Origin of the sequence: Exiguobacterium sp. s6 (assembly GCF_018618155.1) — a bacterium.
Classification (GTDB): domain Bacteria; phylum Bacillota; class Bacilli; order Exiguobacteriales; family Exiguobacteriaceae; genus Exiguobacterium; species Exiguobacterium mexicanum_A.
The window spans coordinates 1-23,725 of sequence record NZ_JACSLN010000004.1 but is presented as its reverse complement, the minus strand read 5'-3'; the positions used below and the strand labels follow the sequence as shown (position 1 = coordinate 23,725).

Annotated in this window: 28 protein-coding genes, 2 tRNA genes and 2 rRNA genes; 8 read left to right on the top strand and 24 right to left on the bottom strand. The window is 52.4% G+C overall.

Features of this window, described 5'->3' with window-relative positions; all coding sequences use genetic code 11:
* Positions 1 to 12 precede the first annotated feature (12 nt).
* Complete coding sequence (locus KNP75_RS13950; RefSeq protein WP_215190672.1) at positions 13 to 1,638, bottom strand: ABC transporter substrate-binding protein; 1,626 nt, start codon at positions 1,636 to 1,638, stop codon at positions 13 to 15.
* A gap of 103 nt (positions 1,639 to 1,741) precedes the next feature.
* Between KNP75_RS13950 and KNP75_RS13945 the strand changes: the two genes are divergently transcribed.
* On the top strand, positions 1,742 to 2,977 hold the full coding sequence (locus KNP75_RS13945; RefSeq protein ID WP_215190671.1) for an MDR family MFS transporter: 1,236 nt from the start codon (positions 1,742 to 1,744) through the stop codon (positions 2,975 to 2,977).
* A gap of 110 nt (positions 2,978 to 3,087) precedes the next feature.
* On the top strand, positions 3,088 to 3,366 hold the full coding sequence (locus KNP75_RS13940) for a hypothetical protein (RefSeq protein WP_215190670.1): 279 nt from the start codon (positions 3,088 to 3,090) through the stop codon (positions 3,364 to 3,366).
* Positions 3,367 to 3,399: 33 nt separating this feature from the next.
* Here the strand turns inward: KNP75_RS13940 and bsh are convergent, their stop codons facing one another.
* The 3 genes from bsh to KNP75_RS13925 all read right to left on the bottom strand — a co-directional run bounded on the left by bsh (position 3,400) and on the right by KNP75_RS13925 (position 5,052).
* A complete protein-coding gene (gene bsh, locus KNP75_RS13935) occupies positions 3,400 to 4,374 on the bottom strand; it encodes a choloylglycine hydrolase (RefSeq protein ID WP_215190669.1) in 975 nt (324 codons plus the stop codon).
* 118 nt (positions 4,375 to 4,492) lie between these two features.
* On the bottom strand, positions 4,493 to 4,897 hold the full coding sequence (locus KNP75_RS13930) for a hypothetical protein (RefSeq protein WP_215190668.1): 405 nt from the start codon (positions 4,895 to 4,897) through the stop codon (positions 4,493 to 4,495).
* Positions 4,894 to 5,052, bottom strand: a complete 159-nt coding sequence (locus KNP75_RS13925; protein ID WP_029596201.1) for a hypothetical protein — start codon at positions 5,050 to 5,052, stop codon at positions 4,894 to 4,896. The genes KNP75_RS13930 and KNP75_RS13925 overlap by 4 nt, the downstream gene beginning before the upstream one ends.
* 118 nt (positions 5,053 to 5,170) lie before the next feature.
* Here KNP75_RS13925 and KNP75_RS13920 point away from each other — a divergent pair, with 118 nt between their 5' ends.
* A complete protein-coding gene (locus KNP75_RS13920) occupies positions 5,171 to 5,530 on the top strand; it encodes a TM2 domain-containing protein (RefSeq protein WP_034781421.1) in 360 nt (119 codons plus the stop codon).
* A gap of 39 nt (positions 5,531 to 5,569) precedes the next feature.
* Here the strand turns inward: KNP75_RS13920 and KNP75_RS13915 are convergent, their stop codons facing one another.
* Together KNP75_RS13915 and KNP75_RS13910 are read right to left on the bottom strand one after the other, a co-directional pair.
* Positions 5,570 to 6,154, bottom strand: coding sequence for an NADPH-dependent F420 reductase (locus tag KNP75_RS13915; RefSeq protein ID WP_021065376.1), 585 nt, complete (start codon positions 6,152 to 6,154; stop codon positions 5,570 to 5,572).
* A gap of 16 nt (positions 6,155 to 6,170) precedes the next feature.
* Positions 6,171 to 6,644 carry a hypothetical protein gene (locus KNP75_RS13910; protein ID WP_034781420.1) on the bottom strand — a complete coding sequence of 158 codons (474 nt, stop codon included), beginning with the start codon at positions 6,642 to 6,644 and terminating at the stop codon, positions 6,171 to 6,173.
* 153 nt (positions 6,645 to 6,797) lie between these two features.
* Between KNP75_RS13910 and KNP75_RS13905 the strand changes: the two genes are divergently transcribed.
* Entirely contained in the window at positions 6,798 to 6,980 is a 183-nt protein-coding gene (locus tag KNP75_RS13905; protein WP_215190667.1) for a PspC domain-containing protein, read from the top strand.
* Between the two features lie 31 nt (positions 6,981 to 7,011).
* On the opposite strand, the gene KNP75_RS13900 is transcribed toward KNP75_RS13905, so the two are convergent.
* The 6 genes from KNP75_RS13900 to KNP75_RS13875 all read right to left on the bottom strand — a co-directional run bounded on the left by KNP75_RS13900 (position 7,012) and on the right by KNP75_RS13875 (position 13,397).
* Positions 7,012 to 8,358 carry an FAD-dependent oxidoreductase gene (locus KNP75_RS13900; RefSeq protein WP_214797763.1) on the bottom strand — a complete coding sequence of 449 codons (1,347 nt, stop codon included), beginning with the start codon at positions 8,356 to 8,358 and terminating at the stop codon, positions 7,012 to 7,014.
* 192 nt (positions 8,359 to 8,550) lie between these two features.
* Positions 8,551 to 8,844, bottom strand: a complete 294-nt coding sequence (locus KNP75_RS13895; RefSeq protein WP_214797762.1) for a YesK family protein — start codon at positions 8,842 to 8,844, stop codon at positions 8,551 to 8,553.
* Positions 8,845 to 8,950: 106 nt separating this feature from the next.
* Positions 8,951 to 11,590, bottom strand: a complete 2,640-nt coding sequence (locus KNP75_RS13890) for a hypothetical protein (protein WP_215190666.1) — start codon at positions 11,588 to 11,590, stop codon at positions 8,951 to 8,953.
* A gap of 140 nt (positions 11,591 to 11,730) precedes the next feature.
* Positions 11,731 to 12,519, bottom strand: coding sequence for a twin-arginine translocase subunit TatC (gene tatC / locus KNP75_RS13885; RefSeq protein ID WP_034781413.1), 789 nt, complete (start codon positions 12,517 to 12,519; stop codon positions 11,731 to 11,733).
* Between the two features lie 3 nt (positions 12,520 to 12,522).
* A complete protein-coding gene (locus KNP75_RS13880; protein ID WP_034781411.1) occupies positions 12,523 to 12,741 on the bottom strand; it encodes a twin-arginine translocase TatA/TatE family subunit in 219 nt (72 codons plus the stop codon).
* Positions 12,741 to 13,397 carry a redox-sensing transcriptional repressor Rex gene (locus tag KNP75_RS13875; protein ID WP_029596207.1) on the bottom strand — a complete coding sequence of 219 codons (657 nt, stop codon included), beginning with the start codon at positions 13,395 to 13,397 and terminating at the stop codon, positions 12,741 to 12,743. The genes KNP75_RS13880 and KNP75_RS13875 overlap by 1 nt, the downstream gene beginning before the upstream one ends.
* Positions 13,398 to 13,546: 149 nt before the next feature.
* On the opposite strand from KNP75_RS13875, the gene KNP75_RS13870 reads away from it, so the two are divergent.
* Together KNP75_RS13870 and KNP75_RS13865 are read left to right on the top strand one after the other, a co-directional pair.
* On the top strand, positions 13,547 to 15,448 hold the full coding sequence (locus KNP75_RS13870) for an ABC-F family ATP-binding cassette domain-containing protein (RefSeq protein ID WP_215190665.1): 1,902 nt from the start codon (positions 13,547 to 13,549) through the stop codon (positions 15,446 to 15,448).
* On the top strand, positions 15,445 to 15,852 hold the full coding sequence (locus tag KNP75_RS13865) for a hypothetical protein (RefSeq protein WP_034781408.1): 408 nt from the start codon (positions 15,445 to 15,447) through the stop codon (positions 15,850 to 15,852). The genes KNP75_RS13870 and KNP75_RS13865 overlap by 4 nt, the downstream gene beginning before the upstream one ends.
* 50 nt (positions 15,853 to 15,902) lie before the next feature.
* Here the strand turns inward: KNP75_RS13865 and KNP75_RS13860 are convergent, their stop codons facing one another.
* From KNP75_RS13860 to KNP75_RS13830, 7 genes are all read right to left on the bottom strand, one after another.
* Positions 15,903 to 16,469 (bottom strand): hypothetical protein, encoded by a 567-nt coding sequence (locus KNP75_RS13860; RefSeq protein ID WP_034781407.1) that lies wholly within the window; start codon positions 16,467 to 16,469, stop codon positions 15,903 to 15,905.
* Between the two features lie 15 nt (positions 16,470 to 16,484).
* Positions 16,485 to 17,507: a tRNA (adenosine(37)-N6)-threonylcarbamoyltransferase complex transferase subunit TsaD gene (gene tsaD / locus KNP75_RS13855; RefSeq protein WP_215190664.1), complete on the bottom strand. Its 1,023-nt coding sequence runs from the start codon at positions 17,505 to 17,507 to the stop codon at positions 16,485 to 16,487.
* Positions 17,479 to 17,964: a ribosomal protein S18-alanine N-acetyltransferase gene (gene rimI / locus KNP75_RS13850; RefSeq protein ID WP_021065388.1), complete on the bottom strand. Its 486-nt coding sequence runs from the start codon at positions 17,962 to 17,964 to the stop codon at positions 17,479 to 17,481. The genes tsaD and rimI overlap by 29 nt, the downstream gene beginning before the upstream one ends.
* A complete protein-coding gene (gene tsaB, locus KNP75_RS13845) occupies positions 17,957 to 18,613 on the bottom strand; it encodes a tRNA (adenosine(37)-N6)-threonylcarbamoyltransferase complex dimerization subunit type 1 TsaB (RefSeq protein ID WP_034781404.1) in 657 nt (218 codons plus the stop codon). The genes rimI and tsaB overlap by 8 nt, the downstream gene beginning before the upstream one ends.
* The gene (gene tsaE, locus KNP75_RS13840) at positions 18,610 to 19,059 is read right to left on the bottom strand and encodes a tRNA (adenosine(37)-N6)-threonylcarbamoyltransferase complex ATPase subunit type 1 TsaE (protein ID WP_034781401.1); all 450 of its coding nucleotides are present in this window, start codon (positions 19,057 to 19,059) and stop codon (positions 18,610 to 18,612) included. Before tsaE ends, tsaB begins: the two co-directional genes overlap by 4 nt.
* A 105-nt stretch (positions 19,060 to 19,164) precedes the next feature.
* Positions 19,165 to 19,241 (bottom strand) — tRNA-Met (locus KNP75_RS13835).
* A 25-nt stretch (positions 19,242 to 19,266) separates the two neighbouring features.
* Positions 19,267 to 19,343 (bottom strand) — tRNA-Met (locus KNP75_RS13830).
* Positions 19,344 to 19,482: 139 nt separating this feature from the next.
* On the opposite strand from KNP75_RS13830, the gene KNP75_RS13825 reads away from it, so the two are divergent.
* Positions 19,483 to 20,262: a sporulation protein gene (locus KNP75_RS13825; RefSeq protein WP_034781398.1), complete on the top strand. Its 780-nt coding sequence runs from the start codon at positions 19,483 to 19,485 to the stop codon at positions 20,260 to 20,262.
* On the opposite strand, the gene KNP75_RS13820 is transcribed toward KNP75_RS13825, so the two are convergent.
* Positions 20,257 to 20,904: a uridine kinase family protein gene (locus tag KNP75_RS13820; protein WP_215190663.1), complete on the bottom strand. Its 648-nt coding sequence runs from the start codon at positions 20,902 to 20,904 to the stop codon at positions 20,257 to 20,259. The two genes, KNP75_RS13825 and KNP75_RS13820, sit on opposite strands and share 6 nt — an antisense overlap.
* 51 nt (positions 20,905 to 20,955) lie before the next feature.
* Here KNP75_RS13820 and KNP75_RS13815 point away from each other — a divergent pair, with 51 nt between their 5' ends.
* Entirely contained in the window at positions 20,956 to 21,333 is a 378-nt protein-coding gene (locus KNP75_RS13815; RefSeq protein WP_215190662.1) for an HIT family protein, read from the top strand.
* Positions 21,334 to 21,342: 9 nt separating this feature from the next.
* Here KNP75_RS13815 and KNP75_RS13810 read toward each other — a convergent pair whose 3' ends face one another.
* The 4 genes from KNP75_RS13810 to rrf (KNP75_RS13795) all read right to left on the bottom strand — a co-directional run bounded on the left by KNP75_RS13810 (position 21,343) and on the right by rrf (KNP75_RS13795) (position 23,578).
* A complete protein-coding gene (locus KNP75_RS13810) occupies positions 21,343 to 22,281 on the bottom strand; it encodes a coiled-coil domain-containing protein (RefSeq protein WP_128124353.1) in 939 nt (312 codons plus the stop codon).
* Positions 22,274 to 23,146: a GNAT family N-acetyltransferase gene (locus KNP75_RS13805; protein WP_215190661.1), complete on the bottom strand. Its 873-nt coding sequence runs from the start codon at positions 23,144 to 23,146 to the stop codon at positions 22,274 to 22,276. The genes KNP75_RS13810 and KNP75_RS13805 overlap by 8 nt, the downstream gene beginning before the upstream one ends.
* A 109-nt stretch (positions 23,147 to 23,255) precedes the next feature.
* A 5S ribosomal RNA gene (gene rrf / locus KNP75_RS13800) occupies positions 23,256 to 23,371 on the bottom strand.
* A 91-nt stretch (positions 23,372 to 23,462) separates the two neighbouring features.
* Positions 23,463 to 23,578 (bottom strand): 5S ribosomal RNA (gene rrf, locus KNP75_RS13795).
* Positions 23,579 to 23,725: the final 147 nt, after the last annotated feature.

Below are 23,725 nucleotides of genomic sequence, written 5' to 3'. Positions count from 1 at the left end.
CTCCCTCTTTCTTTACGATGGAATCCATAACTTCGCAAAATCAAAATACCCAAAGATGTCGATACAGACATCCTTCAACTCGACCGGGAACGGGATCGTCCGCTCCTCGTTATAGAGCGGAATGAAATATGATCCTTCTTTCAACTCCCGCTCGATTTGCTGATGGAGCGGCAACCAGTCTTCAAACGGCAGCTCATCATACTGGCGTACCCGCTCCGTCATCCCGTCGATATGACGCAAGAGTCGACGCGGCGGCGAGTAATCACTCGTCAAAAATTGTTCGAACCCGAGCGACGTGTTGCGCTCGTAAATCTCGCCGTGGACGAGCATATCGACCCGGTCAAAATACGTCGTGTCATGAATCGTGTCCTTAAAACTGACCGGCACCCATTCGTAGGCAATCCCGTGCCGCGTCAACATGTCGGCAATCCACATCGACACCGTCGACGTGAAGTCTGTCTGTTTGATGCGAATCGGACGGTCGAACGTCACTACGGGCCCATCCGGAAGTTGATACGTCTCGCTCGCATCGCCGAGGAAGCCGCGGTCGTTCGGGATTTTTCGATTGTCGAGCGACCTGACATCCGGTCGAATCTCTGCAATGAGTCGGTGGATGTAATGCCTCGCCTCGTCCCGCTCGAACACCCCGCCCGGCTGAGCGTTCAAGAAGACGAGCGTGAAGCCTGACGGTGTCGAGATGTAGCCTGTCTCCTCGGAGTCTCGCGATGAGATACGGTACGTCGGATCGTAGCCGTCAGGCACCTGTAAAAATTCAACACGATCGAGCAGCGACCGGACGCCAAAATAGTTCTCGAACGCCGCGAGCACCGTCTTCTCGGCGTCATGCCGCTCCAACAGGAACGGTCCCGTCCCAATCGTGTCTTTAGCGATGCTCGTGTGAATCATCGACAGGCGTGGCACGAACGAGTTGCGACGACGATCGAGCGTCACATCGACTCGGTATGGACCATTCGAGGCGACATGCCGCACGTAACGATACGTCTCCCGATAAGCCGGCGACTGGAAGAGCGCCCGCAAGCTTTTTGTCACGTCTTTACTCGTCATGAGCGAGCCGTCGTGGAAGCGGACTCCCTTTCGCAGAAACAGCACGAGTGTGTCTCCTTGCCACTCATAGTGATGCGCCAACTCACCCGTCACCTGTCCCGAGGCGTCAATCGTAAACAGTCGATTGAACACGTTTTGGACGAGATGCGCGCTATGAATATCGGCCGCCTCGAGCGGGTGCGTCGTCAGAAAGTTGCGCCGCCGTGGAATGATGAGGGCGTCACTCGATGTCTGGACGTAGCCGAACTTCTTTTCGAGCTGACGCATGAAGCGCCCGGCCTGCGCCGGTGACCAGTCCCACTCGAGCTGGTTCGTCACGGCCTCGATCGATTCGGTCTCCATCCGCTTCAATAATTGTTCGGCCAACTCGCTCTCCACATGACGCAACCAGACGAGTTGGCTGACGTTGCCACGTCCGAGCCCGCTCGTATAGGTGAGCCAACCTTCCTCTTGCCAGCGAAGCAAGTGCCGTCTCGTCTGTTTGGCACTTAAATGGATGGCGTCCGCCATGTCCGCAATCGTGTAATGCCCGTCCCGACATTGCTTCCACAAACTAAATAAGTAGGCATCCATGCCCATTCCCCCTCATCAAAAGTGGACATCATCCCCTCGATTCGTCCATTTTCAAGTTCTGTTGTCTTGTTTATGATACAGGTACAGAATGGAAGGTGACAATATGAAATGGAAAGAAATACCTCGTCCGATTAAAGTTCGACTCATCACATCATTTTTCAATCGCTCCGTCTCATTCGCCATCATGCCGTTCATGGCGCTGTTGTTCGTCAAAGCGTTCAACGAGTTAATCGCCGGTGTCTTCTTAATCACACTCGTCTGTCTCGGCTATGTCATCGGGTTGTTGGGCGGCTATCTCGCCGACCGCTTCTCCCGCAAACAGCTGCTCGTCCTCACGTCGAGCATCACGGCCGGTATGTTCCTCACGATGACGCTCTGCCTCATGATAGACCAGATGATCGTCTTCATGGTTGCATATACGATTTTCACGGTGACGAGCAACCTCGGACGTCCTGCCATGAGTGCCATCATCATCGATGCGACGACGCCTGAGAACCGGAAAGCCGTCTATGCGCTCGACTATTGGTTAATCAACTTATCGATTGCAATCGGAACAGCCATCGGCGGTTGGCTCTACGTCAGCAATCAGCTGTTACTGTTTTGGATTTTGACCGTGACGTCGTCGACGCTTCCAATCGCCTATGCGATTTTCCTCGAAGATACGAAGCGGACGTGGACGTCGCAGCGACTGAAACTCGTCTTCGTCGATATCTTTCAAAGCTATCAAATCGCTTGGCGTGATCGTCCGTTCGTCAAAGTCGTCTTCGGCACGATGTGTATTCTCGCCGCCGAGTTTTCGATGGGGAGCTACGTCGCCGTCCGGCTCGCCGATTCGTTCGAGCCGATGTCCATCAACGATTGGGCAATCAACGGGGTGCGGATGTTCAGCCTCATCCAAATCGAGAACACGCTCATCGTCGTCGCGTTGACGTTCATGATTCAACGCCTCGCGTCCCGCTTCTCCAACAAACAGGCGTTGCTCGGCGGGTTGTTGCTGTACATGATTGGCTACGCCGTCATCACGAGCGCGAACTCGATGACGCTCTTGCTTGGGTTCATGATTCTCGCAACGTTCGGTGAGTTGCTCTACTCACCTGTCCTGAACACGGAGAAAGCGAACATGATGCCAGAAGATCAGCGCGGTGCCTACTCGGCGTTCGCAGGGACATCGTTCGCCGGTGCCGACTTCATGTCGCGCTCGACGATTCTCATCGGCTCGCTCCTCTCCCCGTTCATGATGAGCGTCTATATCGGTTTGGTCGTCTGTGTCGGCTGCTTCTTGGTGTATACAGGTATCTATATGAAAGAAACGTTGGCCTTGAATCAAAAAGCGTCCTAAGTCAAAACGGCCTCTCACATGTGAGGGACCGTTTGTGTAGGATCATTTTTGAAAAAGATATCAATCTGCGTTATATTTGATAGGTTAACTATCAAATAAGGAGAGATACGATGAAGAAAGCATTTCTCGTGCTGGTCGCTTCCTTGTTTCTCGTCGCCTGCTCAAACGAAGACGACCTGTCTACATACGAAGAGTATGGCGTGCTCGAAGAGACGATTGAGATTGCGCAGTATGAACCGAAAGTCGAGACGGACAACGACGGCAACCGCGTCATCTTGTTCTATGAAGGTGAACGCGTCGCTTATAAGAGCGTCTATGTGAAAGACGAACGTCATTTGAAAGTCATCAGCACGGACGATGAGGCCCCTCTCTATAACGACACACTGTAACACACAGCCCCCTTCGCGCGAAGAGGGCTGTTCTCAATTCTCGTAATGAATCTGTTGGTGGTGTTGTAGAGGATACGTAATCAATTGCTCACTGTCTAACGGTTCATGGAACAGTGACACGGCCGTGATTTGGTTGTTGTCATACGTCCGATAGTAATAGATACCATCATCGACGTTACAGCACGAGGAATAGATGGTGTACTCATACGTCCCGTCCTCGGCCTCGTTCAAGCCACGTGTTTGCATCACCGTATCCAACAGCTTGAAAAATTGCCCGACCGCGGACACCTCGGTCGGTTCGCAGACCGAGTTAAATGTAGCGAACGTTGCCCGGACGAATCGTGATGTCGACGATAAATCACCCGGCAAGCCTTGCCCGCCTAATCCGAGACAATAGGCATCGAGGTTCAATGTCGGCGCGAACGTATTGGCCGGCAGTTTCGTCGAGACGTGCCGATAATCGTTCAGATTGAACAGCTGATACTCGAATGACGGATTGTTCGTCAAGACGCCGACTGGATTGTCGTACACGCGCAACCCGTCCGTCATCGGCTCGACGACGATCGAGGTATCCTTGTCGGCGATCATCCAGTGCAGCGGGTGAAGCGGGAGCGCGTCGCTGAAATTGAGATTGATCAGATGAATCGTCGCCAATCGCTCTTTCACTTCCTCGATTGTCGCACACTGGCCGAGGATCCACGGGATGAACTCGAACGGGGAGACGTTGTCTTGTCCGTCGACTTCCGGCTTGAACACGGCATTCCCCGGGAAGTTCAACCCCGCCATGCTGAGCCCTTTCTCGTTCGTCGCCTCGTAATAGAGTGGATAGTCTTCCACGACGGTCGCCATCCCGATCATCGCGTAATGGTTCGCATTCTCGCCCATCCGTCTGAAGTTGAACGGATAGTGTCGGGGCGTGATCGTCACTTGCTCGTGATAGGACACGTTCAAGTCTAAGTTTCTGCCGAAGTAGTGGGCGTGCGGAGCGTACGTGATTGCTGTACACATAATAAGACTCCTTCCAATCCAATGCAGACAATAACAGCACTCTTTGTCCTATTCACGTTTTCAACTGACATCAACCATAAGAAAAAACGATGAGGCGTGTGCCACATCGTTCTTCATATTAATTCAGTTCGGTCTCGACCGCTGTTTCCGGCATGAAAAACCAAAGTCCGATTCCTTTCAATCCGAATACGAACGCCAAGGTAAAATATACAAATGATTCAAGCGGATAACTCATTGTGTCGACGAAGAACGACACGAAGGAAGCAATGACCAAAGTGACGATGATGATACGTAAAGCGAGCTCATTCGCCTCACGTCCAATGGCTTGACCGACTTTTTCATCGTGGGCAAACGCTATGTCTCGACGCCACGCATAAAAGAACAGCGCAGACATCATGACGGTCGTATCCGGCACCTCGCCAAACCAAATATCCCCAATCACAAACCCGAGCATGGCGAACATTCCGAGCTTCAGTTTATCCCTTTGCTTGAGTGATGCACGGGGCCACAGTGATTTTTTCATAACACAATAAACCCGACCGTCAACACACCATATAAGAAACCGAGTACGATCACACTGATGGCGATCGACTTATATTGTGGATATTTATGTAACACGACCGCTCCCGCGATGACGTGAATAAACGCGACGATGAACGTCACAATCGCAAAGCCCATTGGTTCATTCCTCACTTCCAAAAAAAATAAATAGAAAATCATGGGAATTCATCCGTTTCCCGGTACAATAAAGTCTGCATTCATTATATCAATTCTCGGAAAGAAGGCACATCCTATCATGAATTATTCACGTACCGATTTATCGACGGAGGAAATGCTCCTCGTCAACAGCGAAGTCGAGAAAAAGAAACGCAATCTCGTCGTCGCGTACTTGCTTTGGTTTTTCCTCGGCGGATTTGGTGCTCACCGCTTCTACTTCAAGAAAACCGGTAGCGCCCTCGCGATGCTTGCTCTCACGGTCGGTTCAATCGTCCTTACGGTTGTATTGATTGGTTTTATCGGGCTGTTCGTCGCCGGCATTTGGGCGCTCGTCGACGCGTTCCTCATGCCAGGCTGGCAACAGCGCGAAGTCGAAGCCATCGAACGCGAGACAATCGAGTCGTTGAAGACTCGCTCTGAGCGTCAAGCTGCCTTTTAACGACCAGACGGTCACGCCAACGCGTGACCGTCTTTTCTGTTAGAAGCTATTCTCTTTCAAGTAGAACGCGAAGTTCCGATGCTTCCGTTCTTTCGTCGCGTAATGAATCCATAGCCACGCGAGCGACTCGAGCTCTCGCGCCAGCTTCAAGTGACGGAGCGTATGGGCGTCGAAACCAATCTTCGAGGCAAGGTCTTGGACGGCCCGGACCGATTCTTGCTCGTCTCCGGCGATGAACATCATCGACATGTTCGGATTCTCCAAGTTCTCGACGCCGGTCTGGTTGAACGCCTTGACGATGCGGACGTGCGGTGCGAGTTCCTGCAGATGCTCGGCCCCTGATTTCCCTTCCGGTCGCTCGATCGCGTCAAACTCTTTGGCGATTGGATTCGTCACGTCGATGACGATCTTATCGTCCAAGTCCCGAAGCGATTGAATCAAATCGACGGCCGCCGCGAACGGTGTCGTCAATAACAAGATTTGCGCATTCGATGCCACTTCTTGGAGCGACATCGTCCCTTCCCGTTCTGACCGTGTCCCGTACAACACGTCATAGCCGACGTCCTCGAATTTGCGTCCGAGCGTCCGCCCGACTTTTCCGGCCCCTAAAATACCAATCTTCATATAGTTCGACTCCCCTTCACAGTTCTTCGTCCGTCCGTGTCACCGTGCCGCCAAGTTCAGCCGCCAGTCCATCGAGCACCGAGTGATCGAACTCTTCCCCAATCGCCATCACCCCGGTCTGTCCAGGCTCGATATTTCCGACCGTCCGCTTGAACGTCTCTTGAATGCTCTGGACGTGTTTCAAATCTTTCGTTCCTCCGATGAGTCCTCCCGTGAGCGTGCCGAATAGAATCCCGAACGGTCCGCCGAGAATCCCGACGGCCATCCCGATCAAGGCACCTTTCGTCGACTTGTTCGTCGGCGTCAGTTGGACGGCGTCCTCGAACGAGAAGGCCCCGTTATCTTCACGCTTGATGACGACGAGTTGTTCGAACCCGACGAGTCCTTCGGCGTGGTACTTCTTCAACTTGCTGAATGCTTGATACGAGATCGACTCCTCTGGAAACGTGAACGTGACGATATGGTACGGTTGTTTTTCCTTCTTGGCCATATTGGCTCCTCCTTTGACAGGACCAGGTGACACATCAGCTTTCTCTTACCCCTTCCCCGGCTTCAGACGAAAAAAAACCTGTGGAACCTATACATTTCCAGTAGGTTTATATGGTAAAATTTTCATATCACAACTGAGATAGGAGCTACACTTATGTCCCGTCCGCTTCGCAAATCTGCCACGAACCGCTCACTCTTCGGTGTCTACGGCGGCATCGCTGAATACTTTGACTTGTCCCCGCTCGGCGTTCGTCTGCTCTTCCTGATCGTACCGGGGAACTTTCTCATCTATATGATCCTCGCCAACTCGATGAAGGACGCTCCACGCTATCTATAAAAAACTCGGAAGCCGCGGCTCCCGAGTTTTTTTATGCGTTGACTTTGTCTTTCATCGCCGCGAGCGCCCCGCTGTTGATGAAGTGCCATGGCTTGTTGTAGTGAGGTTGGAAGAAGAAGTCGACATAGGCGAGCTCTTCGACCGTCATCTCGTTTTGGATGGCGAGCGACAACGTGTTGACCGCTTGCGTCATGTCCGCTTTTGAGAGGACTTGTCCACCGACGACGCGATGCGTGCCGACTTCATAGACGAGTTTGAACTGAACCGGTTCAGCCGTCGGCATGAACTCCGGACGGTACGCATCTTCAATCACGACACTCTCGACGTCGAGGCCGAACAAGGCGGCCGCTTCTTCTGTGAGACCTGACGAGGCGATATTCCAATCATACAGGCGAAGACCTGACGTTCCTTGCGTCCCTTGATAACGGACACGCGGTGCAATCAAGTTCTCAGCGACGAGCGTTCCCATGCGGACGGCGTTCGTCGCGAGCGGGATGTAGGCATGTGTGCGCGCCGGGTTGTAATAGACGGCACAGCTGTCACCAGCCGCGAAGACGTCCGGGTTGCTCGTGCGCATATACTCGTCGACGATGATGGCGCCGTTGCCGAGCATGTCGACTTGGCCTTGAAGGAGTCCCGTGTTCGGGCGGAAGCCGACACAGAGGATGACGAGGTCAGCCTCGAACTCACCTTTATCGGTCACGACGTGCGTGACGTTTCCATCTGTCCCGCGGAACGCTTCGACCGTCTGGCCGAGCTCGAGGTCGATGCCACGTGACGTCATGTCCGCTTCAAGTTGATCCGTGAACGACTTGTCGAGGTACTTGTTCAAGATGCGGTCGGCACTATCGATGAACGTGACGTGTTTACCGTACACTTCGAACGCTTCGACGAGCTCGACACCGATATAGCCGGCACCGATGACGGCGATGTTCGTCGCATCTTTCGCCCGCTCGATGATGCGTTGGGCGTGGCCATAGTTTTTGCAGAGCTCAATCCCAGTCATCTCGATGCCAGGGAGCGTCGGGACGATCGGCCATGAACCAGTTGTGACGATCAAACGGTCGAACGTGTCATAGACGTCTTCTCCCGTGTCGAGGTTTTTCGCATGGACCGTCTTCGCTTCCGTGTCGATGTTCAACACGTCGTGCTTCATGCGCATCGTCGCGCCGAGTTCTTCGAGTTCGGTCGGTGACGCGTAGAAGAGCTCTTCCGCACGTTTGACGACACCACCGACGTGGAGGGCGATCCCACACGAGAGGAAGCTGACGTTGTCGTTGCGCTCATACACCGTGATGTCGAGATTGTCGTGCTTGGCGAGTAATCCTTTGACTGCTGCTGTTCCTGCGTGTGTACATCCGATGACTGCGATTTTCATATGGTTGTCTCTCCTTTGAGTGTTAGGCAAGTTAGTGTTTGTGATAAATATCACATTTACTTTCTGAACTTAGTGTACTATTTCACAAGAAGGTTTGACAATCCTTTTGCTCACTTTTTCACGTAATTATGTCTAAAGTTTGAACTCCATGTGTGACAACAAAAAAACCGTCCCGCAACCGGAACGGTTCACTTATGAGTTTGTGGTGCGTCGTCCTTTGACCCAGTGATAGATAACGACGCCGATATAGGTGAGGAGACCGATTACATACAGACTAATGCCAATCAAAATCCAGCCCAGCGCGTCCCAACCGCGGACGAAGACGAGTCCGATGATACACGATATGTATCCCACGAGGAGCAACGTCAACGAGAAGACGAGTCTCCGCTTGAATCGCGATTTCAAAAAGTTCAGCACGGCAATCAACAAAATTGTCGTCAACACGCCGATGATGATGAGTTCATCCCCGTAGTACTCCCAAGCCATCGTTTCTCCCCCTGACCTATGTTTGATTGGTTTCATCGTATCACGGCTTTCCCTCGTTCCCTATCTCTAAAAAAAGCCATCCGCATCATCGCGAATGGCTTTTTTGTTAACGAACGTAAATCGTCTTCGTCACGCTTCGGCCTTTTGGCGTCACGAGACGGAGTGTCAATTTCGTTCCTTTCTTTTGTGGGGTGAAACTGAGCGTTGTCGACGTGGCCGTCACCGTCTTCTTCGCGAGGACCGTCGACCCCCGCGTGAGCGTCAATGTGCCATACGCGACGTTCGATGTCGCCTTCAGTGTCTTCGATGCGCTCGATGGAATCGTCGGCGCGAGCGTCGGTGTCGGTCCAGTCGTCACCTTCACCGTCTGCGCATGTCGGAACGTCCCGCTTTGGCTCGTCAACGAGAGCGTCGCATTGACCGGTTGCCTCGTGAAGCGGAGCGTCACACGTCCGGTGCTGCTCGCCTTTGCAGTAGCCAATACTTTCGAACCGTTCTTCAACGTGACCGTGCTATTCGGGATCACGTACCCGACCCAGAGTGACTTCTCATCATTAATCGAGAGCGTCGACAGCGACGTTTTCGGCAACTGAATCGAGACGTCACGCGATTTCGAGCCGACCGATGCTTTGACGCGAACGCGATCCCCCGGTTTGGCGGGGACGGTGTAACGTGTCGTCGATAGGCGTTTGGCCGAGACGAGTTTGTCATTTACATAGAAGCGCACTGTCGCCGTGCTCGTCTTTTTGATTGAGAGTGTCGCTTGTGTCTTCGTCATCAACGTGTCCGTCACACTGAGCGTCGGAGTGAACGCACGGACCGTCTTTGTGAGTTCATACGTCGCATCGCCGCTCGAACGTGTGACGAGAATGACATCCCCTTCTTTTAATGGCGTCTCGAACGTGTACGGCATGACGCGTGTTGTCGCCACATGTGTACCGTTTCGATAGATGCGATAGGCCTGATCGGTACTCGATGTGATGTTGATGGATTTGTCATACATTAACGGTGTCCGAGTCCACGAAAAGACAGGCGGTTCCACTCTTGTCTCCACGGTTGTGAGCCGGAACGCCGAAGCGGGTGCCTCTTTTAATTTGAAGTAGACTTTTGTTCCGATGTCTACAGGCATCGTATTAAACTCTTTAATCGAAATGAGTCCGTCTTCATCTGCCTGCTCATTCGAAATTTCGTAGTATTTCCCACTGCGAATCAACACATCCACTGCGGCGTTCGGCGTCGTTTTCAATGTGACACCTGAAGTGACCGTTTTCGTCAGAACCGAGATACCATTTGATGAAGTATCGTCACTTTCTTTGACCGTCTGAAGTTCAATCGGATCGGCGTAAACACCTGACCCACTACCGATTTTCACAGTCACACGCGATCCAGGTGTGAACCACCGCGCCGGTTGCCACGTATAGCGCCCGGACTCATCCGATTGGATCGTCGCAGATTGATAGTTCAACAATGAATCCGATGAGTTCGATTGATACAAGTTTTTCGTCACACTGACAAACACCGGCGTGTTCGGTGTCGTCTTCCCGCTAATCGGACCTAAGACACCGGTTGGCGGGTCGAGTGTGAGTGGCACATAGTTCGATGCCCATAAGTCTAACCGGCGCTCAAAATCGTTCCACTTAAAAATCATGTCATACGACTCATTCGTCTGTAACGTCAGTTTCCCTTGCTCCCAAACGAACGGGTCGTCTTGATAGGCTAAACGTGCCGTCAGCTCAGTCGCTGGAATCGGTAAGGCCGTACCATCAACGAGCGTGGCCGTTCCGTTGACGTCATATGGACGACCTACCTCATAGCGATTCGTCGTTTTCGGCACATTGACATTCAATTGCCATGGCGCTTTCCATAAAGACTCCGGCGTGTACACTTCCGTCTTCTTCATACCAAACACGTACCACGGACCGTGTTGTCGAATGTCAGCGTCATCAATCGGTGCCTCTTTCCACTCATTCGTGCTGACGTTATAACTGACATAGAATGTCGTATACATTTCTCGCGTCATGAAGTAGTAGGTGCCGTCTTTCCACGTAAGATTACTTACGTTTGGCGCATCTTTCTCAATCCATCGTTTCGTCGCCAAATCGAAAATAAACATGTGCTCCGAGTCATCACTTTTGATCACGAACCATTGATTCGCTTCTTTCATGTGACGGGCCCACCGCACCTGTCCTGAATAGGAACTGATTGTCTCAAGCACTTCTCCTGTCACCGTCCGCTTCGTCACTTGACCGTCGGCGAATGCGAGGACGTTCCCGTCATCGAGCAGACTGTATACCGGATCGCTGCCTTTCGTGAGCGATCCGAGAATATCACCTGACATCGATGTGATAATATACTTTTCGTCATCAGCCCATAACATCATTCCTGTTGTTACATTCGTTGACACGAGTCGATTCTCACTTCCTGCTTCGATTGGGAATGTCGTCGCTTCATTCGTACGTATATCCCACATCACCCACTCCGGCCATCCTTTTAACATAAATCGGCCGTCTCCGATGGCATACATATTATAAGCAGCAGACACGCGAATCGGTAACGTATATTCCTCACCGGTCTCAATGTGAACAAGCGTCTCCGGATCTCCCGAACGCCACACATACCCACTATCTCCTACGACTTCTCCTGCCGGAATGATTTCCGGTTTGGCATAGTCTTCTGCTCGAACTTCGACTCCCGGTGCCACCATCATGACGAGCACCACGAGCATGCTCCATAACCACTTCTTCATCAGTCTCCTCATTTCTGTTTATGAATGTATAACTTTCAAAAATAATCCATTTTTTGATTTAACCCTCCTAATTTTAAGTTGTTTTTTCAAAATTGAATAGCCCTAAAATCAAAAAAACACCACGTCGCATGACATGGTGTTTACTTCTCATTCATTTGTTTCATCAAATCCATCTGTTCTTTCACCATCGCCTCTTTCTCACGTCGGAGCACGCCCCGGTACGTGATGCGTGAGATCGACAAGCTAATCTCATACAAGAAGAAGAGCGGCAGTGACACCATGAGGTGCGACGTCAAATCCGGCGGCGTAATGAAGGCCGCGACGACGAACAAGGCGAAGTAGGCGTACTTCCGAATCGATGACAGGAAGTACGGCGTCACGACACCGATGCGCGTCAAGAACATCGTCACGACCGGTAACTGGAATAACAGTCCGAATGGGATGGTCAGTTGCAGCAAGAACGTGAAGTAGTTCGACGCCCCGATGATTTGCGTCAGACCAAGGTCTTGCCCGAGGTCCGTCGAGATATCGAGGACGAGCGGGAACAACCAATAGTAGGCAAACGCCAAACCGACGAGGAACAAGATAAAGATGATCGGAATATAGGCGAGCGTCGCTTTCCGCTCGTTCGGATGCAGACCAGGTGCGACAAACGCCCACAGTTGATACAGTAGAAACGGACCAGCCGCGACGAGACCGATGACGAGCGCCAAGTTCAAGTAAATCATGAGCGGGTCCGCGACCCCAAAGGCGTTCAATTCAAGGCCTCGTTCGACGAGGTCGGCCTGGAGATAGGCGAGCACATATTTGACACTCGGCAAAGCAATCAAAAAGAAGGCAAAGACGACAAATGCCGACAGCATCAGTCGTCTCCGCAGCTCTGTCAAGTGGTCGGACAGTGCCCGTTCTTGATCAGGTTGATGGCTCATCGCTTACTGCTCTTTCTTCTCAATTTCTTTCTTGTCTTTCTCGTCATGCTCGTTCATCATGCCACTCGTGGCATTTTTGAACTCACGGAGCGTCTGTCCGGCGGCACGGCCGAACTCAGGCAATTTCTTCGGCCCGAAGATGATGAGCGCGATAATCGCGATGACAAACAGACTTGCTCCGCCTGGAATACCGACGACGAGTGACGATAATAGTAATTCCATTATTGATGGACCCCCTCAGCAGATGGATAGTGTTGCATAAAGTAAATGAGCGACTGGAGTTCGATCGACAAGTCGATATGATGGACGCGGACCGTATCCGGCACAGTAAGCCTGGCCGGTGTAAAGTTCAAGATGCCTTTGATGCCGAAGCGGACCAAGTCATCCGCGACAGGCTGTGCATAGGCAGACGGCACCGTCAAAATCGCGACGTCAATCTTGTTTTGCTTCATAATCTGTTCCATCTCATCGACGTGATGAATCGGGACACCGGACATCGTCGTGCCGACTTTTGTCTCGTCTGCGTCGAACCCGACGACGATATGTGTGTTATTGTTTTTAAGGAAGTTATAGTTGACGAAAGCTGTCCCGAGATGACCAACCCCGACCAAGGCGACGTTCGTAATCTCGTCCTGATTCAGTGTCTTACGGAAAAAGTCTAACAGATACTGTACGTTATAGCCATATCCCTTTTTACCGAGCGCACCGAAGTACGAGAAATCGCGACGGATCGTGGCCGAATCGACCTTGACCGCCTCACTCAGTTCAGCAGAAGAGACACGCTGTTTTCCTGATGAATGCAGGCTTTGGATAAACCGATAGTATAGTGGCAACCGTTTGGCTGTCGCTTGCGGAATCTTTGGTTCGTTTTGACTCAACGGAAAGAGCCTCCTTTTTACGACGCGTTTCAAACGAATCTAATTTCATACACCTTGATTGTAAACGAATTCACATAACCACTCAACGAATATACCTGAAAAGACTAAAAAATACAGTATACTAAATAGAGAGAAAGGGGTTTTTTCACTTGATCCTACTGCAAGTCAATAACTTATCGAAATCATTCGGCGTCGAGCCGATTTTAGAGAACGTCAAACTCGAAATCCAAGAAGGCGAACGCGTCGCCCTCGTCGGCCGGAACGGCGCCGGCAAGTCGACACTGCTCAAAGTCATCGCCGGGGAATACAACTATGACTCAGGCGATATCATGAAGCCAAAAGATGTGACGATCGGCTATCTGGCCCAAGATTCAGGACTTGAATCGAACGAGACGATTTGGAACGAGATGCTCACCGTCTTCACCGATTTAATTGAACAGGAAAAAACGCTGCGCCGCATGGAACAAGACATGGGATCTGAGCGCATCTTGAACGACCCGGCCGCCTATGAGCGCCTGTTGTCGTCTTACGATGAAGAACAGCATACGTTCAAAGACCGCGGCGGCTATCAATACGAGGCGACGATCCGCTCCGTCCTTCACGGGATGCGCTTCTATCCGGACGACTTCGAGCGCCGCATCGATACGCTCTCCGGTGGACAACGGACCCGCCTCGCCCTGGCGAAGATGCTGCTTCAAAGTCCAGACCTGCTCATCTTGGATGAGCCGACGAACCATTTGGACATCGAGACGCTCGGCTGGCTCGAGAAGTATTTGAGCGGTTATAAAGGCGCCGTCTTGATCGTCTCCCACGACCGCTACTTCCTCGACCGCGTCGTCTCGGTCGTCTATGAGCTTTCTCGCCACCGGAGCCGTCGTTTCGTCGGCAACTATACGAAGTATCTCGAGCAGAAGGCCGCGATCTATGAGCAAGAGAAGAAGCAGTTCGAATCCCAACAAGAAGAGATCGCCAAGATGCAGGACTTCATCCAGCGCAACATCGCCCGGGCGACGACGACGAAACGGGCCCAGAGCGTCCGCAAACGTCTCGAGAAAGTCGATCGGATGGAAGCGCCGGACGGTGACGAGCGCAGTGCCGTCCTCTCGTTCTCAATCAAACGCCAAAGCGGGAACGACGTGTTGAGCGGCAGCGACCTCGCCATCGGCTATGAGGAGCCGATCGCCCAGCATCTCCGCTTTCAGCTGCAACGCGGCGAATCGGTCGCCCTCGTCGGTCCGAACGGAGTCGGCAAATCGACGCTCTTGAAAGTGTTGACGAAACAACAGCCGACGCTCACCGGTGACATCCGCTACGGCACCGGCGTCGAGATCGGCTACTACGACCAGGAACAACAGAACTTGTCGGATGCCAACCGCGTCATCGACGAGATTTGGAACGACTGGCCGCTCATGCGCGAACAAGAAGTCCGCAGCCTGCTTGGTCAGTTCCTGTTCAGTGGTGACGACGTGATGAAGCGCGTCCATGAACTGTCGGGTGGAGAGCGGGCCCGCTTGACGCTCGCGAAACTGAAGCTCGAGCAGCCGAACTTGCTCATCTTGGATGAGCCGACGAACCACTTGGACCTCGACTCGAAGATGATTCTCGAGAACGCCCTCGTCGACTACCCGGGCACGATCTTGTTCGTCTCCCACGACCGTTACTTCATCGACCGGCTCGCGACGCGCGTCTTGGAGATCACGCCGAACGGCATCGACGAATACCTCGGTGATTACTCGTACTACGTCGAGAAGAAAGAAGAACTCGAAGAACTGGCCCGACTCGCTCGTGAAGAGACGAAACAAGTCATCGTCAAGAAACAGCGCGCCGACAAGGAACAGCAACGCGAGGAGCGCCGGATGAAACAACGGATCGAGGAGATCGAGCTCACGATTGAGCAACACGAGGCCCGGCTCGAGGAAATCGAGCAGCTGTTGTGTGAACCGGACGTCTTCAACGACTTCGCTCGGGCACAGGAACTGTCGACCGAGTCCGATGCGACGAAAGAATCGATCACGGCGCTGTATGCAGAATGGGAGGAGCTCCATTCATGATGCGATTCCGTGCGATGCGAATCGAGTGGATGCACGCCTTCCTGACTGGTCTCGCCTACATCGTGCCGACCGGGACGGAGTACGTATCCGAACTGATTCGTGGGGAACCGACCGTCGTCCCGTCGTTCCTGTTTTATTTCCTGCCGGTCGTCATCGGCTTCATCATCCAGACGTGGAGCGGGATTGTCATCAGCTTGTTGAGCGGTCTGCTCATGAGCACGCTCTTTATCCGCCTCGTCGTCTGGCCGGTCGATGTGACCGTGCACAGCTTTTACACGCCCGGCTCGGTATGGGGCCACTTCTATCAGTCGACGCTCCTCATGTGGGTGCTCGCCTTGATCGTCTATGTCGTGAGCCGAGTGAATATGTGGTATAAACAAAAGAAACATCATCCAGAAGTATAAAAACAGGGAAGCCGCACTCCATTGTGGAGGTCAGCTTCCCTGTTTTACGTTTAGAAATAACGCAACGGTTGGAAACCGCGCGTGTGGAAGTCGAGCTTGATGCCGTCTTCCGTGATAAAAAACACGTACTCGTTCGTATCGACGTCACGGACGAACACTTTGTAGAATGTGAGCGCCTCTTCGTCGTTCGTCACATATTTTGCCTCATGCGTCGAGATGACTTGGGCGAACAATTGCTCTTCGTCAAACTCGTTGACGATGTCCTCGAACTTCGCCGCCTCTTCTTCAGTCGCTTCTCGTCCCGGTGCGATTTGATAATACGCATCGCTCGCTTTCGGCTGAACGCCGAGGTTGCGGTCGACGACGATGACGCTTTCGATGTCTTGGTCGTCTAGGCTCTTATAGCCGTACAACGTCTCGACGAGCGTGTTCTCACCCGTGACCCGGCCGATGCCTTCGAGCGATTCCGCTCCCGTGAGCGACCGGACGCGTGTCGCTTCCGGAACGATTTCTTCTTGATAGGCGATATTATAAGCGCGGATGATTTCCCGTACTTGCAAAAACGTCGCGACGACGAGCAGTACGACGAGACCTCCAATGATTATGCGTTTCATCATCTGTATATTTTCCCCCTAGACTGTCATGCTCTCTTCTAAGGATAACCCAGGAACCGCATTCATCGCCAGTGTATCGCGCTTTCCGCGCACATACGCGTGATGTGCCGCGACTCCAATCATACCGGCGTTGTCTCCGCATAGATCAAGTGGTGGGATGACGAGGCGGATGCCTTCGCGGTCCGTCGCTTCTTTGAGTGCAGCGCGGAGTCCACGGTTGGCTGCGACGCCACCTGCGACGAGCAATTGCTTCGCTCCTTTTTCTTTCACGGCACGAATCGCTTTCTCGACGAGCACTTCGACGACACTCGCTTGGAAACTGGCCGCCAAGTTTTCAGGGATGACCGTCTCCCCGCGCTGTTCAGCGTTGTGGACGGCGTTGATGACCGACGACTTGAGCCCGCTGAAGCTGAAATCGAAACGTCCCGCTTCAAGCCGAACCCGTGGGAACTTGTACGTGTCTTCCCCATCGGCTGCGAGACGGTCGATGGCAGGTCCACCTGGGTAAGGAAGACTGAGCGTCCGTGCGACTTTGTCATATGCTTCTCCGGCTGCATCGTCACGTGTCTCCCCAATGACTTCGAACACACCGTGTTCGGGCATATAGACGAGCTCCGTGTGTCCGCCCGAGACGACGAGACAGACGAGCGGGAACTCCATCTCTTCGACGAGTTCGTTCGCATAAATGTGTCCGGCGATATGATGCACGCCGATGAGCGGTTTGCTATGGGCGAAAGCGAGCGCTTTGGCCGCACTGATTCCGACGAGGAGTGCCCCGACAAGACCTGGTCCTTGCGTGACCGCGACGGCGTCGACGTCTTGCATCGTCACACCCGCTTCACTGAGGGCGTCATCGATGACGTAGGTGATCCGTTCGACGTGGTGGCGCGAGGCGACCTCGGGCACAACCCCGCCAAACCGTTTATGACTTTCAATCTGCGACGAGACGACGTTCGATAAAAGCGTCTTACCGTCACGCACGAGCGCGACCGACGTCTCATCACAACTCGACTCAATCGCGAGGATGAGCGATGTGTCCATCTGTTTCACTTCCTAACTTCGCCCAGTAAATATAGGCGTCTTCATTATTGTCTTGATAATATCGTTTCCGGCGTCCGGCATTTTCGAAACCGAACTGTTCGTACAGCTTTTGGGCGCCGATGTTCGAGACGCGCACTTCGAGCGTGAGCGCCGCGAGTGACTTCGAGCGGGCAAATTCAACGAGTTGCGTCAACAGCAGATTGCCGATGCCTTGCCCACGATATTCCGGTAAGACGGCGATGTTCGTGATGTGCCCCTCGTCTACGATTTGCCAAACCCCGACGAAGCCGACCACGCGTCGTTCATGCACAGCGACGAAATAGATCGCTTGGTCATTGCGGAGCATCTCGTTCATGAACGCTTCTTTCGTCCACGGAATAGCGAACGAGGCCTCCTCGACTTTGGTCACTTCTTCGACGTCGAGCCATGTCATGCGCCGGATTTTAATATCAGCCATTGTTTTGTCCCTCGAGCCATTTCGCTTCCGCCTCAGCGAGACGAAGATACTCGGGCTCAAACGCATGGACATCATTCGTGGCCTCACCTAAGGCGACGAGATCGCTCGCACGGCCGTAACTATGCGCGGCCGGTGCTTCGGTATAGTCGTAAGACGCGAGTGCGTCACGGAACGGCTCCACGTCGCCGACGACGACGAACGGTCCGCTGATATTGGCTTCAAGCCAAGCGGCGACCGATGCGTGACGGTCGGGTGTGACGGCCTCGTTCTGTTGATAATGCCCGATATAGGCATTCCCTCGGCGGGCATCGATAAGCGAGACGATTGGGAGCTCCGTGTTCGGGGCCGCCGCCATAAGACGGAGCGCCGAGACCCCGACGAGCGGGATTTGAAGCGTGTAGGCGAGCGTCTTCGCTGTCGTGACACCGATGCGAATCCCCGTATAAGATCCAGGACCTGTCGTCACGACGATGCGTTCGAGTTCGGTCGGTGTCCATTTGACCGCATTCATCAATTGTTCGATCATCGGCATGAGCGTGACGGCATGATTTTTCGAGACCATGACCGTCGCCTCGGCTTGAATCTGTCCGTGCTCACTCAAGGCGACAGACAGACGTGTCGTCGACGTGTCAATCATGAGTTGTTTCATGCGAGCACCTCCTTCACGAGTGCATCGTACGTGTCGCCGACGGGCGCGAACGTCAGTTGACGTTCCTCGTCCCCGACTCGCTCGATTGTGATGGCGAGCCGTTCCGTCGGAAGTGACGACTCGATCAAGTTCGACCATTCGACGATGGCGACACCATCACCGTTGATGTATTCCTCGAGGCCGATATCGTCCCCCGTGTCTTCGAGACGATAGACGTCCATATGATAGAGCGGCAAGCGCCCTTGGTATTGTTTCATGATGGTGAACGTCGGGCTGTTGACGTTACGCGTGACGCCGAGGCCTTTACCAAAGCCTTGGGTGAACGTCGTCTTGCCGGCACCGAGGTCGCCGTCCAACGTTATGACCGTTCCGGCTTTGACGAGCGTGGCGAGTTTTTCTGCCACCGCCTGCGTTTCGGCCGCAGAATGGGTAATCAATGTATACATGATGTTTCTCCTTTAGTGGTTCTAGCGATACGTACTCATTGTACACTCAATTTTGCGCAAAAAAAAACACGAAACGTCATCGTTTCGCTATCTCATTTAAAAAATTGGTTGCGGGGGCTGGATTTGAACCAACGACCTTCGGGTTATGAGCCCGACGAGCTACCAGACTGCTCCACCCCGCGACGACATATGAAATTAAATAAAAATTGGTTGCGGGGGCCGGATTTGAACCGACGACCTTCGGGTTATGAGCCCGACGAGCTACCAGACTGCTCCACCCCGCGATGGTTTGAATTGTTTCGACATCCTCTATAATAAGTGAAGTAGTTATAAAATGCAACCTTTTTCTAAATGTTTTTTGAGAATTGGAATCGGGAACATGATAAGGAGTGTAACTTACTAGAGAAAAGGGGCGCGACCGTCATGTCGAAATGGGGTAATCGCTTTAAAAAATGGTTCTTTTCCGAACTGGATGCATCCGTCTATTTTCACACCGTACCGTTTCTCCCGAACGAAACCGTCCATGGAACGTTACGCGTGTCGAACACCACTTCACATGTCGTGCGACTGCAGGAGTTGACGCTTAACTTTTTGACGACCTTTAAAGACATCACGCTCGAAGGGAATGAGTTCAACCGCGAGGCCGATCTTCAAGAAGTCCCAATCCCTCTATCGGTCGTCCTCGAACCAGGTGCTGAAGAGCATATCCCGTTCACGTTTGATTTAACGATGTATGCCCCGTCGACAGCGGGCGCTCCGTATAGTGTGGAAGCGACCGTCTGGGACACGGACGGCAAACGGGTTTGGTTCGATGTTGTCGAGAATGTCGAAGTCGAACCGCTCCCCGCTTTGAAACGCTTGTTAGAGGCGACCGAACATGCAGGCCTCGAGCTCATGTTCGTCCGCAACGTCATCGACCCGCTCGGAGAAGAACGGCCGTATCCATTCGTCGAGAAGTATGGGTTTAAGCCGGTCGGCGACTGGGCCGACGAGTTCGAAGTCGTCAAATCGTTCTGGCGTATCGATGAGGATGGGGTCGACGTCTATTACTGGCTCGACAACATCGAGAAGCAGCGCACACTCGAGTCGATTGCGAACGACGTCACGTTGCGCCATCGCTCGCTCACGTGGGACCAACTCGAGCGCGAACAAGATCGGCTCGGGCTCGGGATCCAAGAAACGTTACGCAGCCACCGCTCATGATGAGCGGTTTTTTTGTGGGCTCCGCTCAATCGTCCAAACATTATCGCTTGTCGAGACGACCGTCTGGAACTTCTCACGATGCGGATGCATGAACAGTTCATATTGAAACCGACGCTCGGCGTGCGAGGCTTTCAAGTAGCCCAGGTCCATCCCACGCTCTTGGATGTCCCGGACAGAACGACGGGCGAACTCAGTGTCGCTATCCGTATACAAATAGACCGATACATCGAAATAGTGAGGTTCGAGGAAGGCGACACTCATCCCTTCAATAATAGTGATTCGTTTTGCTGGATCGATCCAAGTCCGTTCGAGATACGGGACGTCGATCGTATAAAAGCCGATGCCTTCACGTACCATGCGGACGTCACGCTCTAGAGATAACAGATGGTGCGCGGACGGATGACAGGCTGTCATCTTATAATGATGTGCCTGTCCGTCGACCGTGTAATCGAGCATGGCACTCTTTCGTAACATCGAGTCCGTGATATATGGGTCGGTATTGATGTAGTTCACGTCTCCGAGGCGCGCACGTAAAGCATCAGCGAACGTCGTCTTGCCGGCACCTCCGTGTCCCGAAATCCCGATGACCGTATGTCTTTCTTGCCCGACTTCGTCGACGATATAATCGATCAAATCATTCATTTGAATCCCCCTTTTGGTGCACTTCATATAGAAAGGAAGTGTACCAATCCAATGTCCACTTGTCCATTTTGTCATCCACAGCTTGATCCATCCCAACGAATCGTTGCCGAGAACGAGACATGCTACTTTTTAATGCATGATCGTGAACAGGACGTGCTCGTCGGTTCAGGCGTCATCGTGCCGAAACAACACCGAGCGACGACGTTCGATCTCACACCTTTCGAATGGCATGACACATACACACTGCTCCACGAAGCGAAGGTGTTCCTCGAAGAGACGTATGGCCCTGACGGCTATACGCTTGGTTGGAACGTCGGAATTGCTTCAAACCAGACCGTGCCCCACGCGCACTTGCATGTCATCCCGCGTTACACGGCAGGTCCCCATGCCGGGAAAGGGTTGCGCCATTGGTTGAAACGACCAGAATGACTAAACAGCTCACCGCGTAAGGATGAGCTGTTTTCGTTTCGCTTCTATTTCTTCGAGTTGTCGCTCCAAACGTTCGACTTCTCTTGTCATTTTCTCGATCAGTTTAGCGATTTCACGATCGAGCCCGTTCACTTTATCCAGTGAATCGTTGATTCGTCCATGCATCGTCCATTCCGAGAAGATGTCGTCGAGAAAATAGTCAGCGAACTGGATTAGTGACCCGCGTTCAATCTGTAAACCGCTGACGACGCCTTTCACATCAGCCAACTCCCGCGAGAATCGCTCAAGTGCGGCTTGAAGTTCGTGCATCTTCCGCTCCGAGGCATCGATGGCATCATGTTTCATCGCTGTCGCAATCAAGCCCCCTCCAAAGAACGTATCATACGTCGACCAACCTTTTGCACTGTCGAGATGTTTAAGTGTTCTTGAAATGGCAGTCCGCGCTGTATGTCCAGCACTAATGGCTTCTTTATACTCAATGAGCACCTCATTCGTTTCCACTTGCTGCTTCGTGAGCCGATATAGTGTTTCCTTAACTTCAGGATCCTGCTTCAAGTGGGCTTCTTTCTCTTTTACGAACGCTTCCCACTCTGCGTCAATCCCGTTATACGTCTCAAAGGTTTCATATAAATCACGACGTTCAAGCCCTAACTCATCGACCATTGCCTCGTGTTCTCGTAACTTCAGTTCGGCCCGGGCCGCCTCTTCTAATTCAATCGTTTTTTGTTCGTTGAATGTTCCCCTGAGTTTACGCCATGCGTTGACGAGCGAGAATGAATCCAAGTCATAGACATCGCGCTGTTCTTTCGTAAACGAATTGAGAAGTTGCTTTCGTACAGCTTCATGTTCGGCAATTTGCTTGTCGAGTGTTTTTAATTTCCGGGCGAGTCGGTCCCGTTCTGCCATCTGTTGTTGTAAGTCGTGTTGGGTTTGGTAGAGATCACTCATAACGTTTTATTCCTCCAGTTTCTTTTCGATAATGTTCTAACAGGTCTTTGACGTGTACCCCATCAATCGTTAAGCCGTCAATCGATGAATCCTCGATCTGGACCCCATCAAGCCGACAGTTTTTCATAATCGTGTTCGTCAGGTTTGTATGGAAAAACGTCGTCGGCCGTCCTGACTCGTACATGGTGACGAATCGATATTGTGAGCCGGAAAGGTTCAAGTCGTCGAACTCGGTTTCTCTGAAGTTAATATTGCGGAATTGGCTCCTCGTGAAATTACAATTGCTGGCCCGTAGTTCTGAGACGTTACTATTCGTGATGGCGATTTGACTCGCATCCATTCCATACGCTTGGGCACCTTTGATCGAGCGCTCTTCATATCGCAATGTGATTGCTTCATCTACGGGTTGCTTTACTCGTTTGACGAAACAGACCTCTTCGCTTGATTCGAAGACGGATTGGTAACCGACTGCCCGATAAAATGCCACATTGTAGGGTTGGGCTGCTGATGTCTCCAACTCCCAAATTCGTACAGTCGGATGAAGCTTCTCGATTGACTGTAGTGCCCGTTTTCCAATCCCTTTACCTTGTCTGTATGGATGAATAAAGATGCGGTCAATCCGTCCGTAATCTTTCCCTGTCAACGTCACGACGGCTCCCCCGACGACTTGTCCTTCATGTTCGATGACATAGCACATCAATTGTTCAATCAAATACAGGCTCATCGCCTCGTCATCATAACCCGGCGGTTCAATATTTAAGTCCCGATATGGTAATCGGAGACGATCTGCCTCTTGTTTAAAACTCGCTCGTGAAACCTCAGTGAACGCCTTGTAGTCTGAGACTGTCGCTTCACGGATTTGCATACTTGACTCCCCCTCTTCTGTCTCTTCATACGAGAAGATTAGATGAAAAGTTTCAAAGGAAACGACAAAAAAGGACGACCAAGCATCTGCTTGATCGTCCTTCGCGTTGGCCTAGCAACGTCCTATCCTCACAGGGGGAGACCCCCAACTACTTTCGGCGCTGAAGTACTTAACTTCCGTGTTCGGCATGGGAACGGGTGTGACCACTTCGCTATCGCCACTAGACAATTATTATATTAGCATTATATATCCCATTTGTCAACACTTTCATGAAAAAAAGAACGACCAAGCGGATGCTTGATCGTCCTTCGCGTTGGCCTGGCAACGTCCTATCCTCACAGGGGGAGACCCCCAACTACTTTCGGCGCTGAAGCGCTTAACTTCCGTGTTCGGCATGGGAACGGGTGTGGCCGCTTCGCTATCGCCACCAGACAAAAGAATATTAACATCGCCCCGAGGGCGTGTCAATCCATTTCAGGGTTGTTCCCTGAAAACTGAAGACTCATCAATTCACTCAAACCGTTAGACTAGATCAAAGCCTCGACCGATTAGTATCATTCAGCTCCACACGTCGCCGTG